Here is a 15,299-nt window from a genome sequence, read left to right on the forward strand (position 1 = left end):
CTTTAACCGGTTGCTCTTTTTGTATATTGTACTAAACAATGCTTTCTTTTAGCAGTTTAATTTGTAAACAATAATTTTTGTGGGAAAAACCAGAGATCAAAATAATGTTATCATTACTGGTACTACAGGCATGGTTGGCGAAGGTGTATTAATGCAATGCCTGAATAGTCCCGAAATTAAGAGCGTTTTAGTTATTAACCGCAAAACTAGTGGTTATACTCACCCGAAGCTAAAAGAGGTTATCCACTCCGATTTTTTCGATTTTTCTAAGATAGAAAGTCAGTTAACAGGGTATAATGCTTGTTTCTTTTGCCTGGGCATCACTTCTGTAGGTGTTGATCAGGAAACCTATTATAAAATGACTTATACGTTAACCATGCATGTTGCAGAAACGTTAAGTAAACTGAATACCGACATGACTTTTTGTTATGTTTCTGGTGGCGGAACCAATGAGAATGGCCGTTTAAAATGGGCGCAGGTGAAAGGGAAAACCGAAAATGATTTGATGAAATTACCTTTCGAACAGGTTTTTAACTTCCGTCCGGGTTTTATAAAACCTTTAACAGGACAGAAATATGCACATCAATTCTATAAATACATCAACTGGTTATTTCCGATAGGCAGGGCCATTTACCCCAGCGGATTTTGTACCATGGCTGAGCTGGGGCAGGCCATGATCAATACCTTAAGCCATAACGATGAAAGGCGAATTTTAGAAGGAAAAGACATCATCACTTTAGCTAAAGAATAAGCTCAGGTACCGTATTGGCACCCGAGCTTTCTTCAGCTGGTTAAGGATTTGGTTTAGGTTAATTGATTATTATGGGTTAATATAATACTGCTGTAGCATCTTTATCTTTTTGCGACAATACGGTTGCACCCGAATTGCATTGACCGCCATTCATAAGTGATCGGGAATCTGTTCCGGTTACACCAGGAACATTTGTGGCATTCGATTCGCCTATGGCAGACCAGTTGGTATGCCTGAATGATATATTATGACCAAGCTCATGACATATCGTTCTCGCACGTTGCGCAAACGAATTGCCTGCTATTGCATCTCTATTGATTCTAATTACGGCACCGGCTTTTCCATTTGCAGGAAATTCGCCAGCACCACACACTACACCATTTGGACTCTGTAATGCTTCATTTTTAATTAATATATCGTAGGGAGCAGTAGTTACGATATTAAAGCGAAGTGTAGAATTCGGTACCGCATTCCATTGTGCGATAGCATTATTAATTTCACTCCCCATAGAGGTCATAGATGGATCTACAAAAACCCGGATATTTAGTTTATTAGTGCTGTTTACTATACTGCCAGTATAATATTGTTCTGTGCCAAACGCTTTATTTACTGGTATTTCCATGTTTTTGGGGAAAGTAATGTCTTCTTCCACAATAAACATGGTGCCATTATCAACAATGCTTGATTCAGGGAAACCAAGGTCTTTAATGTACTGTAAAACCTTGTCGGCATTTTTTACAGTTTCCTGTGGTTCGGTTGTTGCTGATTCCTGGGTTTTTTTACAGGCTGCGAATGAAACTGCAACCATCGCAACGATGGCGATTCTTTTTAGATTTTTTTTCATGAGGTTTAGGTTAGTTAATCCTTATAGCTGATGAAACAAATGTAACAGAACGTGTTACATGAATTTTTGCGGTTTATGGAATTTTACACGAAAACTTAATTAGTACGTGTTGTAATTGTTTAAAAATATGTTTGTATTTAAAAATTTACACAAAGTATCTGTTTTAAAGGACGGCGGTTTAGTTAAACTGGAGTTGTTGTAGTTTTTTACGGTAAACAAACCTGACCTAAAGCAGATAAAAAAATATTTTCAGACAAATTTTTACACTGCCATAGGGTTGTCACTACGCTGTATTTTCTTTGTTTAACTAAAACAAAAAGACATGGTACAGGAACAATTATTCGCAGAAACAATAGAAGAAACATCTCTTGTTTATTTAATGAAAAATTATGCAAACTATAATTTCTGGGCAAATTTAACCTTGATAAATTGGTTAAAAAAACATCCTGAACAATTATTGGAGCAAGAAGTATTATCAAGTTTTAAAAGTGTAAAATTAACCCTCTCCCATATCTTACAAACGCAGGAATATTGGTATTCCATCCTGACCAAAACAGAATTTGAATTTAGAGAACATGGAAGTTTAACTGATATTTTTGATTCCCTATTGAAACAATCAGAAAATTTAGCAGTTTACATTACCGCAATAGGTGAAGATAGGTTTAACGAAAAAACAGAGATCCAAAGTCCTTGGTTTACTTCCGACTTTCAGAATTTTGAATATGTACTGCATGTTTTTAACCATAGTACCTATCACCGTGGTCAGATTATTACCATTTGTCATCAGCTGGGGATAACCGGAGCGCCTATGACGGATTATAATTTCTATAATGTAATGGCGAAATAAAAATCATTTTGTTTTTTTTAGTAGTATTGAATAACTAAATAAACACACTATGAATTTTATGTTGGGGGCAATAACCCTTTTTGCTGGTGACTATGCACCGGCAGGATTTGCGAAATGTGATGGCTCACTGCTATCCATTGGTAAAAATACGATGTTGTTTTCTATACTGCAGACAACTTATGGCGGAGATGGAATTTCGAATTTTGCTTTGCCTAAACTTCCATCGGTTGCAGGTGCAATATATATAATTGCTATCTCAGGCAATTATCCCGGAAGGTCGTCGGAGTAGCCATTATGATTAAAAAAAAGGAGATAAACCTGTAAGATTATCTCCTTTTTTGTTATTTCTTATTATCATACTTTCGCTGATTGTCCTTATTCGAAGTTTGATCAGACCGTTGGCCGCCGCCATTGGTAATGCCCTGGATTTTTTTATCCGTTTTAACATCATGATTTGCCCGATCTGCAATTGAACTGCCCTGAACCGTAGGATTGTTTTTTGGTGTGCCCGTATTTTTCATAACTGTAAAATTTAGTGAATAATATTGCGGAGCGCTATAGTAACAACCAACGGGCTTTGGATATGTTTTGATTTTTTTTAGTTAGGTCTAATTCGATTAATCGTCGTTCCGATAATAGAAAAACAAAGCAATCTTAATTCGCTTGCTGTAACGCTTTGTAATAAGATTGCTTTGTCGGCTGAAAAAGCCTTCTCTCATCCGATAGCTATCGGATGACGATTTGACTAGGAGCCATAAACTATCATCCATTTATCAATGAACTATTAACCAGTAAACTAATGAGCCAACTAATACAACAAAAATATAGTAGGTTGTTTATGCAGGTCTATTTCTTCTTTGCGCCAGTTATAAACGCTTTGAGTTTTTATAAATTCATTTTCGGCGGTAAGGTTGCTTGCTACGCAAACCTGGGTATTGGGTTTACAACTTTTTAAAACCTCTTCGAAAAGCTGGTTATTACGGAAAGGGGTCTCGATAAAAATCTGTGTCTGTTTATAACGGCTGGCCGATAAATCAAGATCTTTAATCCTTTTGGTACGTTGCTCCTTATCAATGGGCAAATATCCCCAAAAAGCAAAACTCTGCCCGTTAAACCCTGATGCCATTAAAGCCAATAATATCGAACTTGGCCCCACCAGAGGCACTACTTTAATGCCGCGTTTATGTGCCTCGGCCACAATATCAGCACCCGGATCTGCAATGCCCGGGCAACCGGCTTCGCTCATTAAACCAACATCTTTTCCCGCAGCAAGTTCAACAAAAAACTGACCTAAATCGGTACGGTTATGTTTGCCATAATCATGTACAATCAAATCTTTCTGAGCAGTTTTTAATCCAGCCTCTTTTAAAAACCGACGGGCTGTTTTACTGTTTTCTACAATGTAGGTATCAATCTGGTTAATGGTATCAACCAGGTAAGGGGTAAACGTTTTGTGTGCTACCTCTTCAGCCAATGGTACGGGAATAAGGTATAAAGTGCCTTTTTGCATGCCGCAAAAATACTCACAATAAATAGAATTTAAGTTCTAAACTTTGTGTTGTCTGCAATATAATCTCTTTTATAAGCAAAGGTGTAGCAAATTTTATTTCTAACTGACTTATTTTCTGCACAATTAAAATGTACTTAAAACGTTAAATATTAGTTAAATATGCCTTTCAAGGCAATATTTGAAGGAAAATGTAAAAACTATGCTTGCATATTAAACCTTCCATATTTTTGGTTCTCTAATTGATACACACACATTAGGTTATTAAAATAAAACACACAAATGAAAACACTGAAATCTACGGCAATTGTGCTGGGGCTGTTTGCGCTCCTTGCCGGAACCACAACCCTTGTCAGGGCACAAGACTACCAAAGCGATTACCAGGATGATGGTTACAACACTGGTAACGTCTCTTTACAGACTTTTTACGATGAACTTTCTCCTTATGGTACCTGGATACAGGATCCGCAATATGGTTATGTTTGGCGCCCTGATGTAGAGCAAAGCGATTTTCGGCCATATTATACAAACGGACGTTGGGCCATGACCGAATATGGTAATACCTGGGTTTCCAACTACGATTGGGGCTGGGCACCTTTCCACTACGGCCGTTGGGTAATTAACAGTTACAGGCAATGGATCTGGTTACCTGATACCAATTGGGGACCGGCATGGGTAGACTGGAGAAGTGGTGACGGTTATTACGGATGGGCACCAATGGCGCCAGGTATTAGTATTAATTTAAGCTTTGGCCGTCGTTATGTAGTACCGGAATTTTGCTGGAACTTTATTCCACAGCGTAATATTTATATTAACACTTTCCCAAGGTATGATTACGGACGTAACAATGTATATATCCGCAACACCACCATTATCAATAATACTTATGTGTATAACAGAAGAAATTATTATGGTGGTCCAAGGATTGAAGATATCAGACGTGCAACCAATAGAGATGTAACTGTTTACAGGTATTCACAAGGTTCTAGACCTGGTGCAAGCAGGGTTGGTGGTAGAGAGGTTTCTATTTATAGACCAAGACCTGAACGTAATGTAGATAACCGTAGTGCTGCGCCAAAAAGATTTGAGCAAGGTAACGCAGGCATTAGCAGAGGTGGTAGGAATGAAGGATATACCAATCGTGATCAAAGAAGTGGTACGCCCAACAATAACGATAACCGTTTCGGATCAAGAGATAACCGTACTTCTACACAGCCTGATAGAAATAATGGTAGTGCAGGCAGGGATAATAATAACAATCAGCCAAATAACAGGGGTGAGGCTTATAACAGGGATGCAAACGGACGTGTTAGCCGTGGTGGTACCAATGGCATTGATAACAGAAACGGGCAGGAGAATGCAAACCGTACCCAGGATCAGCAACGTTTGGAACAACTGAGACAACGCGGTCAGCAAGACCGTATGAGCCAGGATCAACAGCGTACACAACGTGATATTCAGGCGCCACAACGTGGTCAGGATGATCAACAACGTACAGCTCAAATGGAGCAACAAAGGGCACAACGTAACGAGCAAATGCAGCAACAACGTGCACAACAAGCACAAGGCCAGCAACAGGAAAGGGCCCAGCGTGATGCTCAGGCTCAGCAACAGCGTAATGAGCAGGCGCAACAACAACGTGCACAACAAGCACAAGGCCAGCAACAGGAAAGGACCCAGCGTGATGCTCAGGCTCAGCAACAGCGTAATGAGCAGGCGCAACAACAACGTGCACAACAAGCACAAGGCCAGCAACAGGAAAGGGCCCAGCGTGATGCTCAGGCTCAGCAACAGCGTAATGAGCAGGCGCAACAACAACGTGCTCAACAAGCTCAGGCACAACAGCAGGAAAGGGCCCAGCGTGATGCTCAGGCTCAACAACAGCGTAATGAGCAGGCGCAACAACAACGTGCTCAACAAGCTCAGGCACAACAGCAGGAAAGGGCTCAGCGTGATGCGCAAGCTCAGCAACAGAGAGCTCAGCAACAACAACAGCAGCAGCAACAAAGACAAGAACAAAGAAGATCAGAAGCACCGCCACAACAAAGAGGTGGTGGTGAAAGCGGAAGACCATCAAGAGGTGGCAGAGGATAGATTGAAAAGTCCCGATGAAAATCGGGACTTTTTTATGCCTTTTATTTAAATAGCGCTTACTGGCATTAGGAGTTTCTCTTTTTTAAATTTCGGAGGGATTAACATGATTAACCATATTGTTGAGCCTATAAAAAATGATAGAAGTATTAGGAATAATTGATGGCTACCTCTTTTTTCATACGGAGTATATTTTGGCATTAATAATATAGGGTTGCTGGTTGAATTGGGGAAAACACGGTCAATACCCTTTTTGAAATTTTTATAATCCTGACTGTTGCCTTTTTTCTGTAGATAATCAAAACCATAAATCTTTTCTCGTACAAAACTCAGGTAAGAATCCTTAAGAAACGTCCTGTACATATCATCTTTTGTTTCCTTTGATAGTTTATTGTTTATTTGCCTTGTCATTAGCCAGCCGAGCCAGGCTTTGGGCCTTAAATAATTTGGAGTGACCTTATTTGATGAAGATTCGCCTGTTAGTGTTGGTGCGTTGTAGATTGGAATGGCCGCGTAAACTGTAAAGTTTAATTTTTCGTTGTGTTTGCCACTCGCTTTTGCCTCTATCTGTACAGCACTATGTGCCTTATCAAGATACAGCTTCTCTACTTTATAAAATTTGGTGAGGTACTTTTGGTCTATACTATCAATTGTTTTTAATCTGGTAAGTTGACCTACTGCATTGGTTACATACTTTTGAGCAAAAATAGAAGGACATATTAAGGCAAACCATGCTATGATGAGGTAAAATTCAAATAAATTTTTTCCATTTTTCCTTTCCAGCCTTAAAAGTTTCAGCCGCGGCCTCAACCAAAAAATCAATGAGGGTATAGGTAGGAGCATGGGGATTAGAAACTCATAAAAAGACTCTTCAATTGGTATGATCTGTGTTTGAAAGAAACATATATCAAATAATGAAAAACCTATAATTGAGCCTAGCGCAATGATGAGATAACGGGAATAAATTAATTTGAGCTTATAACTTAAATAATCCATATTGATGTAGCAGAAAAGCAAAGTTCGTAAAAGTAACTGATTTTACATGCTTTAACCATCTCATTTTTGTTGACCACCTAAGTCGCCTTTTAACAGTTAAGTTTTAAGTGCGATCGTCATTCCCGCTCTATGCCCTATCGTGTGGACACAAATATTAGATTAGTTTTATTTGCTCCTATGCCGCAAGGCATCAAAAGTATGCAAAAATGCTTTGTCAATCCAGCAAGGGGCCTTTTACACAATCCCCATACACATCAAAAAAACAGTGGCAATTGTTTTGTTTGTTAGGGCTGGGTGAAAAGTTTTTGCAAACATGAACACAAAACCACTGCGTTTTAGGTTTGATAGTGCCATTTGTACTGCTGTAAGCCTGTTTTTTTGATTTTCGTGGCCCTGGGGATTGACAGGCGTGCTTCGGTAAGCGCTGTGTTATTTCAAAGCAAGCTAGCATAGTGCCTTATATAGTGCCTAAAAGATGTGTCCACACAATAGGCGCAGGCGGGAATCGTAAAGTACATGTTAACAGCGATTGTTGTAAGATTGCTTCGTTGGCTGAAAAAGCCTTCTCGCATTCTATAGCTATCGGATGACAATTCCTCGTAGCCCATTGATTCCTTAAAATTCCTGTCATTTATATTGATTTTTATACAATAAATTAAAAGGCTAAAAGAGTTAACTAAGATTGTCCTGCTGCCTCATGCAAATTACTCAAATCATTTCCCCTAAAAGTGCTTTCGGCGCTAGGGTGCAGGTTTTCTGGATCGAGTAAAAAAGTGCAGATGCCTAGTTCCAGCCCGTATTTAATTTCTGATTCTGCATCATCACCAATAATTAAAATATCTTCCATATTAAGGTTGTGTTGATCAATTAATGATATAAAAACATCTTTCTTGTTGTTAACGGAAACATCTACAACGCTTACCTCCTCAAAATCATCAGCAATGCCCAGCATTTTAACTTTCGAAAGCTGTTGTTTTTGAAAACCTGCTGTTACAATAAATTTCCGTCCCTTTAGGCTTTTAATATAATGGTAATCGTCGCTTGGTTTTAAGGGGTTGCTCACTTCGCGATTTTCCAGATAAGAAAGTATTTCGGGCATAACTTCTTCTTTAAAACCATATTTTTTTGCCACTTTTATAAAAGGTGTCCTTAACATATCCTGTTTGGCAAGCTGAAAATTTTCATCGCTGATTCCTAAATCCAGGCTTCCTAAAAAGCGGTAAAGTGCTCCCATTAACTGTTCTTCGTTCGGCTTTGTAAAATAAATGGTATTATCTAAGTCTATAAAAAAGATATGCTTCATTGTGGATTGGTTTTTGTAAGATGGAAAAAAGTAAAACACCTGTGGATTAAATATGTTTATTAAGTAAATCACTAAGATCATGAAAAAAGAGACAAAAATTATAGTAGGCGTATTAGCCGGAGCAGCATTAGGAGCAACCATCGCATTGGCATTATCATCAGATTCTACCAACGATTTAAAAGGTAAAGTATCAGATTTTTTTGCTGATCTTTTAGATGCATCAAAAGATAAATTAGCAGGCCTGGCCGAGAAAGCCACAAGCGTTGCAGATAAGGTTAAAGACAAAGTAGCAGAAATAAATGCTTAAAGAATTGGAAGTGCCGGAAATATCCGGCATTTTTATTCTATATATTTTCTAACCACCATCTCAATGAACATTGCTTTTCATGGTGCCGCCCGTACAGTTACAGGTAGCAAACACCTGATTACCTTAAAAAACGGTACCCAGATATTATTAGATTGTGGCTTATTCCAGGGGATGGGCCGCGTAACTGATAAATTAAACGACTATTTTGGTTTCGATGCCAAAAAAGTAACTTATCTCGTTTTATCACACGCACATATTGATCATTGCGGCTTATTGCCCAAACTGGTTGCAGAAGGTTTTGAAGGAAAGATTTTTTGTACATCAGCCACGATGGACCTTGCGCGGATTTTAATGATGGATTCTGCAAAAATACAGACACAGGATGCTGAATATGCCAATCGCCACCTCCGCCATGGTGAAGAAATGGAAGAACCACTTTATACAGAAGAAGACGTAACCAAAACCGTTGGTCAGATGAAGATTGTGGAATATGAGGAAGATTTTGAAATTGAGCCGGGGATCCGTTTGAAATTTACCGATGCGGGTCATATTTTGGGAAGCGCTGCCGTTCACCTTACGATTACAGAGGACGGCAAGCCAACAAGAATTACTTTTTCGGGAGATGTTGGCCGCTATGGAGATTTGCTGTTAAAAAGTCCGCAACAATTTGAGCAGGCTGATTATATTTTAATGGAGTCTACTTATGGCGATTCACTGCATAAAGACCTCGATCCGATCGAAAATATGCTTTTGGAGATCATTAACAATACCTGCAAAATAAAAAAAGGGAAGGTCATTATTCCGGCTTTTGCTGTTGGCCGTACGCAAGAGTTGCTTTATGCTTTAAATGGATTGGAGTTGAAAGGTAAATTACCCGATGTACCTTATTACGTAGATAGTCCGCTATCTTCAAAAGCAACCGAAATTCTTAGAAATCACCCCGAAGTGTATAATAACGGCGTTAAAGAAACTTTAAAAATCGATCATGATGTGTTTGGTTTTAAGGGATTACGTTTTGTTGAAAGTGTAGAAGAATCAAAAGCTTTAAATGCAGACCCAAGACCATGCGTGATTATTTCGGCATCGGGAATGGCTGAGGCAGGTCGTGTAAAACACCATATCCGTAATAATATTAGCAGCGAGAAAAACACGATTTTAATGGTGGGTTATTGCGAGCCAAATTCTCTGGGTGGCAGGTTAATCGCCGGACAAAAAGTAGTGGAAATTTTCCGCGATGAATACGAGGTAAAAGCCGAAGTACAGTCGATAAAATCGATGAGTGCGCATGGCGATTATGAAGATTTATTACACTTTTTATCTTGTCAGGATCCGGCAAAAGTGAAACAGTTGTTTTTGGTACATGGTGAATATGAAGTACAACAACATTTCGCCACAAGACTGAAAGATAATGGGTTTAAACATGTCGCGATACCTGAATATCACCAGATGTTTGAAATAGATTAATTTGTCACGCTGAGGTACGAAACATCTGTTTCATCTGTTGCAGATGTTTCGTAAAAAATTGGCCATCATTCCCGCGCAGGCCTATCGTGTGGATACATCTTTTTTAAATTTTTGTGGCGTTATGCTAGCTTGCTTTGAAATAACACGGCCCTAACCGAAGAACTCCGTCAATCCCAAGTGGCGGAAGGATCAAAAAAACAGTTGCACAATAGGACAACTTGCACTACCAAACCTGAAACGCAGTGGTTTTGTAAAAATATCATTCAAACTTTCATTGAGCAGAAACGAGCAAAACAAAGTGCCGATGTTTTTTTGATGAGCGTGGGATGGTGAGAAGCCACATTGCCGGATTGACAAAGCGCTTTGGGTACTTTGGCGCCCCAAAGTACCTTGCCGCCGCGGCATAGAGCGGGAAAAGAATCTTTATAATTAATTGTGTCTACACGATAGGCGCAGGCGGGAATCTTAATGCAACCTGCAAGCACTAGCAAAGCATTACGATTGCCAGTCGGGCTGGCAATGACGATTCTACCCACTGTCATTAAAGCTCCAATGTATTTAAAAAATGCTAAGCTCTATCATTGACAGATTTAGAAAATTGGCCATCATTCCCGCGCAGGCGGGAATCTTAATGCAACTTATAAACCTTACCAAGGCATTACGATCCCCAATCAAGCTGGCAATGACGAAGCTCCGAATAAAACCTTAATTCTACAGGCGGAATTGCAAATCCCGGCTAACTAGCTATCGTTGCCTTTGCATCATACATTGCACTTTTCCATCTTCCCTTCAATTTTCCTTATCTTTGTACGTATGGATGTTTTTGGTAAAGCGCTAACAGATATTTACAGAACGGGTGAGGCAGACACGCTTTGGCTGCATAATTCTTATGGAGAACCAGAAGAAATGCCTTTAGAATTTTTCTTCCGTGATGATGAAGATATGCCAGTATTGGAACTTCAGGCATTGCATATGTGCAGTGGAAAAGTATTGGATATTGGTGCCGGTGTAGGTAGTCATGCCTTACTTTTGCAAGCTTTTAACATTGATGTTACTGCCATTGATATCTCGGAAGCTGCGGTAAATATTATGAAAGACCGTGGTGTAAAAAAAGCATTTGTACACGATGTTTTTACCTATCAGGAAAAATTCGATACCATTATCATGCTCATGAACGGTATTGGCTTAACGGGAACTTTACCGGGATTTAAGGATTTCCTAATTAAATTAAAAGACCTCATTAATCCCAACGGACAGGTGATTTTCGATTCTTCGGATATCGCTTATTTATATGAAGATCTGCCAAAGCCCGAGAACCATTATTACGGCGAAGTATTTTACCAATACGAATACAAAGGAGAAAAGGGCAATTGGTTCAACTGGATTTATATAGACGGGGAAACTATTAAGCGTACAGCTGAAGAAACAGGTTGGGGCACTGAACTGATTTTTGATGATGGGGAAGATCAGTATTTGGTAAAATTGACTTTATCGCAATAATTTAAAAGTCATAAAGCTTTTCATAACCACGATTTAAATCAACAAGCTCATAAATTTGTTAGATAAGAATATGAGCAATACAAAAATTAAACTCAGTGTTTTAGATCAATCGCCGGTGCGTAAAGGGGTTAATGCCCGCAAGGCCATTGAAGAAACCACTATACTTGCACAGGCAGCTGAAAGATTAGGTTACCACCGTTTTTGGGTTTCCGAACACCACAATACCACCAGTTTGGCTGGTTCTACTCCAGAAATTTTAATTGCTCATCTGGCCAATCATACTAAAACCTTAAGGATAGGCTCAGGCGGCATTATGTTGCCCAACCACAGTTCGTTAAAAGTGGCTGAGAGCTTTCGGTTACTGGAGGTGATGCACCCGAATCGGATCGATCTGGGAATGGGCCGGGCACCCGGCACCGATCGCATTACAGCTTCGATGCTCAATCCATCAAATAACTGGAGCGAACAGGATTTTGTAGAACAGTTACGCGAACTACAACATTACCTGCATGATACTTCTGACGGAGGCATCCAGGCAAAAATAAAAGCTATTCCCATTTCGGAAACCGTTCCACAGCAATGGTTATTGAGCAGCAGCGGGCAAAGCGCTTTATTTTCGGCGCATTTTGGAATGGGGTTTTCTTTTGCACATTTCATTAATCCAGTTGGTGGTGCACAGGCCGTTCAATATTACCGGGAGCATTTTAAGCCTTCAGTTGATCTGGCCAGACCGGTTGAAAATGTTGCGCTTCATGTTTTCTGTTCAGAAGATGAAGAAAAAGTAAAACAGCAGGAAGCTTTAATGAGTTACCGTTTTTTACAACTGGAGAAAGGTAAGGGATTACCCGCTGTTGGTTGGGAAGATATTAAAGATGTAAGTTACAATGCTGCAGAACAGGAGAGAATTAACGCCAATAAGCAGCGAATGATTTACGGTACACCCGCTGTAATTAAAGAACGCCTTACTCAATTAGCCGCAGATTATGATGTAGATGAGCTGATGGCTGTAACCATTACGGAGCATTTTGATGATCGGGTGAGATCGTATGAGTTGCTTGCAGAGATTTTTCAATAAAAGAACATTTCATTCAAATCTGTGGTCTTTATCCTCACAGACCATTAGTGGAGTATTTTTCGCGGTCGTTTGTGGAGACACAGATCACTGGATGATGAGCTTAAAACCAAAAAAGCCCCATTGCATTGCAAGGAGGCCAATTGAGCGTATAATTAATTTAATGTAAGTCGTTATAATTAATAATTTTTACTTCCGGATTTTTAGCCAAAATTTCTTCCATCCATTTGCGGTGCGATGCGCCAACACCTACCACAATTCTTTTCGCATTTTTTGCTTTCGCCTGATCAATGATGTTTTTGCACATTCCCTCGTTTCTTAAAGTCCATTGGGCAATCATGGCCTTTACTTGTTCAGTAGGGAAGCCCGCGTAACCATAAAAGTGACTGCCACCATAAAAATTCCAGGCTTCATCCAATACACCATATTTTACGGTATTCATACCGGCGTACTGATCAGCATTAAAAACCTTCGATTCTTCTTCGCTATAGCTCCAATAGCTTTCTATGGCTTTAAGGGTAGCTGCTTCGGCCGAGGTACTATCTGCTTTGGCTTTATTAATCATGATTTTATACAACGAATCTGTTTTAGCCCAGGCTTCGCTCCATGGTTTATCATAGGTTTGGCAATCCATTTTGTAAATCTGATCCTGGCCCAATTGATAAATAAGCGGGAAATAAATTTTGCTGTATTCGCTTCCTGATCGGTATAAGCCTACTTTTTTTAAAGAATCTATATTGCCGAACATTTTTGCATACTGCGCCTGTTCCTCTTTGCCAAATTTCTCTTTCATATAATTTTCGAGTATAAAAATCTGATATTCCGCATTGCCCCTATCCCGGTTTTTTGCGTAGTTAACCGCTAAATCCATTCGGGTTTTATGGTAATAAGCAAAAGATGAAAGTGCTTTCTGCTCTTTTTTAATCTGAGCAACTATATTTTTTGGAGTTGTTGGATTTAGCGCTTCAATATAAGCATGACCTTTTTTAAACACTTTTACTGCCCAATTGCTTTCTTCGAGTCTGGCGTAATCGCTTTCAGGCAAATATTCCCCAAAAACCATATCCGGTTTAAAATTTTTCAGTTTATCGATTATGGACTGGAAATTTTGTGTTGATTTACTATTATCATGACCCGAACCGACAATTACAATTTCGATCTGGTTTTGGGCATTCAATTTAAGCGCTACCGCGATTAATAATAAGAATGCAAGGCTAATTTTTTGTATGGTTTTCATCGTTGTTTCGTTTTTGTTGATTCAAAGATGAGCATACACAACTGCCTGCTATATTTAATTATCCCAAAGGCTGATTATATTATCCCAATGGGAAAAAATGGCGATTAACGGTTGAAGGGGTAAACCTAAGTGTTGGCATAACGTTTTGAGGCTTTTATCCTGAAGATGGATTACTCCATCAGCTTTTGGTTAAAGCCAATGATTAATTTAAAGAGACTATTGTATTTGGTTAGCGGTAGGGTTTCAGGTTTGTCGAATACATCATGATAAGCCGAAGGACCGCCCTGGGTATAAATAAAAAACGCTGGAACGCCTTTTTCGGTAAAGAAATAGTGGTCGCTGTTAGCAGCTTTTCCCCTCGAGTTGATTTTCGAAATATAGTGGTGCTCATTATTAATGGCATTGAGTTGTGCAAATGCTTTTGAGTAAACAGAAGCATTTACCACCGTCATTCCGGTTTCGCCTGTTCCAACCAGATCGAGGTTAAGGAGGAACTTAATTTTGCTTAATGAAACCAGCGGATTTTCTACAAAATACCTCGACCCTAGCAAACCGGCTTCTTCGCCGGCAAAGCAGATAAAACCGATAGAATAGGGCTGCGGATTGGCCGCATAATATTTCGCCAGACTTAATAAAGTAGCCACACCTGCGGCATTATCATTCGCCCCAGGGAAATAGGTATCGGCACCCATTCCGCCCAAATGATCGTAGTGTGCAGTAATGATTAACAATGAATCGGGAAATTTGGTTCCTTTGACAAAACCACAGACATTGGCCGCTTCGAAATCAGAGATGAATTTGTTTTCGATATCAACGTTAATTTCTTTTGGCATGGCCGTAAAATATTTTTTGTTAACCTGAATGATTGTTTTTTCTCCAACTTCGGTCGCTACAGACCAGGTGAGTTTATCCTTTAATAAAACATTTAATGAAGGGTTTGCCTGATAGTTAAGGCTATCTATCTGTGTTAAAATTGCTTTTTGTTTAATACCGGGGCTTTCATTGTTTACAATAAAATCTTTTCCCGGAATAAGTTTCTGCCCGTTAATGGCTACCATCATTTTCCCGGGGAAAGTATTCACCGGAAAGCTAAAATCCTGTTTGTAATTTGTTCCCATGGGCAACAAGCCAATTTTCTGATAAGCATCAGCAATATAACCGGCAGCTTTTTTCATACCATCTTTGGTGTAACCTCTGCCCCAAAAAGCTTTTGATGTAAGGGTATTTACCACATTACGGGTATAGGTAGAATCCTGCGCAAAAGTGTTGATAGCCAAAAACAAAAAAATAATAGCCCAAAGTTTTTTCATGCCTGAATTTAGAAAAATAAAGTTACTGTTGGTCGGGATTTTTCCTTTTAGTGGATTACAAATCCACAGT

General features: G+C 39.3%; 15 protein-coding genes. 8 read left to right on the forward strand and 7 right to left on the reverse strand.

Annotated features, from left to right (window positions below; all coding sequences use genetic code 11):
• Positions 1-79: 79 nt before the first annotated feature.
• Positions 80-751, forward strand: coding sequence for an NAD-dependent epimerase/dehydratase family protein (locus R2R28_RS10830; protein WP_316825691.1), 672 nt, complete (start codon positions 80-82; stop codon positions 749-751).
• Positions 752-827: 76 nt separating this feature from the next.
• Here R2R28_RS10830 and R2R28_RS10835 read toward each other — a convergent pair whose 3' ends face one another.
• Positions 828-1,595 carry a M57 family metalloprotease gene (locus R2R28_RS10835; protein ID WP_316825692.1) on the reverse strand — a complete coding sequence of 256 codons (768 nt, stop codon included), beginning with the start codon at positions 1,593-1,595 and terminating at the stop codon, positions 828-830.
• A 322-nt stretch (positions 1,596-1,917) separates the two neighbouring features.
• Here R2R28_RS10835 and R2R28_RS10840 point away from each other — a divergent pair, with 322 nt between their 5' ends.
• Together R2R28_RS10840 and R2R28_RS10845 are read left to right on the forward strand one after the other, a co-directional pair.
• Positions 1,918-2,442, forward strand: coding sequence for a DinB family protein (locus R2R28_RS10840; RefSeq protein ID WP_316825693.1), 525 nt, complete (start codon positions 1,918-1,920; stop codon positions 2,440-2,442).
• A gap of 49 nt (positions 2,443-2,491) precedes the next feature.
• Complete coding sequence (locus R2R28_RS10845; RefSeq protein WP_316825694.1) at positions 2,492-2,731, forward strand: phage tail protein; 240 nt, start codon at positions 2,492-2,494, stop codon at positions 2,729-2,731.
• 52 nt (positions 2,732-2,783) lie between these two features.
• Here R2R28_RS10845 and R2R28_RS10850 read toward each other — a convergent pair whose 3' ends face one another.
• A complete protein-coding gene (locus tag R2R28_RS10850) occupies positions 2,784-2,963 on the reverse strand; it encodes a hypothetical protein (RefSeq protein WP_090765130.1) in 180 nt (59 codons plus the stop codon).
• A 287-nt stretch (positions 2,964-3,250) separates the two neighbouring features.
• Complete coding sequence (locus R2R28_RS10855; RefSeq protein ID WP_316825695.1) at positions 3,251-3,952, reverse strand: SAM-dependent methyltransferase; 702 nt, start codon at positions 3,950-3,952, stop codon at positions 3,251-3,253.
• Positions 3,953-4,231: 279 nt separating this feature from the next.
• Here R2R28_RS10855 and R2R28_RS10860 point away from each other — a divergent pair, with 279 nt between their 5' ends.
• Positions 4,232-6,043 carry a DUF6600 domain-containing protein gene (locus R2R28_RS10860; RefSeq protein ID WP_316825696.1) on the forward strand — a complete coding sequence of 604 codons (1,812 nt, stop codon included), beginning with the start codon at positions 4,232-4,234 and terminating at the stop codon, positions 6,041-6,043.
• A gap of 45 nt (positions 6,044-6,088) precedes the next feature.
• On the opposite strand, the gene R2R28_RS10865 is transcribed toward R2R28_RS10860, so the two are convergent.
• Together R2R28_RS10865 and R2R28_RS10870 are read right to left on the reverse strand one after the other, a co-directional pair.
• The gene (locus R2R28_RS10865; protein ID WP_316825697.1) at positions 6,089-7,036 is read right to left on the reverse strand and encodes a hypothetical protein; all 948 of its coding nucleotides are present in this window, start codon (positions 7,034-7,036) and stop codon (positions 6,089-6,091) included.
• Positions 7,037-7,712: 676 nt separating this feature from the next.
• Positions 7,713-8,339 carry an HAD family hydrolase gene (locus R2R28_RS10870; RefSeq protein ID WP_316825698.1) on the reverse strand — a complete coding sequence of 209 codons (627 nt, stop codon included), beginning with the start codon at positions 8,337-8,339 and terminating at the stop codon, positions 7,713-7,715.
• A gap of 79 nt (positions 8,340-8,418) precedes the next feature.
• Between R2R28_RS10870 and R2R28_RS10875 the strand changes: the two genes are divergently transcribed.
• The 4 genes from R2R28_RS10875 to R2R28_RS10890 all read left to right on the forward strand — a co-directional run bounded on the left by R2R28_RS10875 (position 8,419) and on the right by R2R28_RS10890 (position 12,685).
• Positions 8,419-8,646, forward strand: coding sequence for a YtxH domain-containing protein (locus R2R28_RS10875; RefSeq protein WP_316825699.1), 228 nt, complete (start codon positions 8,419-8,421; stop codon positions 8,644-8,646).
• Positions 8,647-8,709: 63 nt separating this feature from the next.
• The gene (locus R2R28_RS10880; protein ID WP_316825700.1) at positions 8,710-10,110 is read left to right on the forward strand and encodes an MBL fold metallo-hydrolase; all 1,401 of its coding nucleotides are present in this window, start codon (positions 8,710-8,712) and stop codon (positions 10,108-10,110) included.
• A gap of 813 nt (positions 10,111-10,923) precedes the next feature.
• Positions 10,924-11,610, forward strand: a complete 687-nt coding sequence (locus R2R28_RS10885; protein ID WP_316825701.1) for a class I SAM-dependent methyltransferase — start codon at positions 10,924-10,926, stop codon at positions 11,608-11,610.
• A 70-nt stretch (positions 11,611-11,680) separates the two neighbouring features.
• Complete coding sequence (locus R2R28_RS10890; RefSeq protein WP_316825702.1) at positions 11,681-12,685, forward strand: LLM class flavin-dependent oxidoreductase; 1,005 nt, start codon at positions 11,681-11,683, stop codon at positions 12,683-12,685.
• Positions 12,686-12,842: 157 nt separating this feature from the next.
• Here the strand turns inward: R2R28_RS10890 and R2R28_RS10895 are convergent, their stop codons facing one another.
• Positions 12,843-13,919, reverse strand: coding sequence for a DUF5694 domain-containing protein (locus R2R28_RS10895; RefSeq protein ID WP_316825703.1), 1,077 nt, complete (start codon positions 13,917-13,919; stop codon positions 12,843-12,845).
• A gap of 170 nt (positions 13,920-14,089) precedes the next feature.
• Positions 14,090-15,229 (reverse strand): M28 family metallopeptidase, encoded by a 1,140-nt coding sequence (locus R2R28_RS10900; RefSeq protein ID WP_316825704.1) that lies wholly within the window; start codon positions 15,227-15,229, stop codon positions 14,090-14,092.
• Between the last annotated feature and the right edge of the window lie 70 nt (positions 15,230-15,299).

The organism is Pedobacter miscanthi (assembly GCF_032678605.1).
Lineage (GTDB): Bacteria > Bacteroidota > Bacteroidia > Sphingobacteriales > Sphingobacteriaceae > Pedobacter > Pedobacter miscanthi_A.

Bases quoted from the DNA above. Each gene is read 5' to 3' on its own strand.
- R2R28_RS10895 (WP_316825703.1), bottom strand. From the start codon at position 13,919: ATGAAAACCATACAAAAAATTAGCCTTGCATTCTTATTATTAATCGCG.
- R2R28_RS10900 (WP_316825704.1), bottom strand. From the start codon at position 15,229: ATGAAAAAACTTTGGGCTATTATTTTTTTGTTTTTGGCTATCAACACT.
- R2R28_RS10870 (WP_316825698.1), bottom strand. From the start codon at position 8,339: ATGAAGCATATCTTTTTTATAGACTTAGATAATACCATTTATTTTACA.
- R2R28_RS10860 (WP_316825696.1), top strand. From the start codon at position 4,232: ATGAAAACACTGAAATCTACGGCAATTGTGCTGGGGCTGTTTGCGCTC.
- R2R28_RS10850 (WP_090765130.1), bottom strand. From the start codon at position 2,963: ATGAAAAATACGGGCACACCAAAAAACAATCCTACGGTTCAGGGCAGT.
- R2R28_RS10835 (WP_316825692.1), bottom strand. From the start codon at position 1,595: ATGAAAAAAAATCTAAAAAGAATCGCCATCGTTGCGATGGTTGCAGTT.
- R2R28_RS10840 (WP_316825693.1), top strand. From the start codon at position 1,918: ATGGTACAGGAACAATTATTCGCAGAAACAATAGAAGAAACATCTCTT.
- R2R28_RS10875 (WP_316825699.1), top strand. From the start codon at position 8,419: ATGAAAAAAGAGACAAAAATTATAGTAGGCGTATTAGCCGGAGCAGCA.
- R2R28_RS10880 (WP_316825700.1), top strand. From the start codon at position 8,710: ATGAACATTGCTTTTCATGGTGCCGCCCGTACAGTTACAGGTAGCAAA.
- R2R28_RS10885 (WP_316825701.1), top strand. From the start codon at position 10,924: ATGGATGTTTTTGGTAAAGCGCTAACAGATATTTACAGAACGGGTGAG.
- R2R28_RS10855 (WP_316825695.1), bottom strand. From the start codon at position 3,952: ATGCAAAAAGGCACTTTATACCTTATTCCCGTACCATTGGCTGAAGAG.
- R2R28_RS10845 (WP_316825694.1), top strand. From the start codon at position 2,492: ATGAATTTTATGTTGGGGGCAATAACCCTTTTTGCTGGTGACTATGCA.
- R2R28_RS10890 (WP_316825702.1), top strand. From the start codon at position 11,681: ATGAGCAATACAAAAATTAAACTCAGTGTTTTAGATCAATCGCCGGTG.
- R2R28_RS10865 (WP_316825697.1), bottom strand. From the start codon at position 7,036: ATGGATTATTTAAGTTATAAGCTCAAATTAATTTATTCCCGTTATCTC.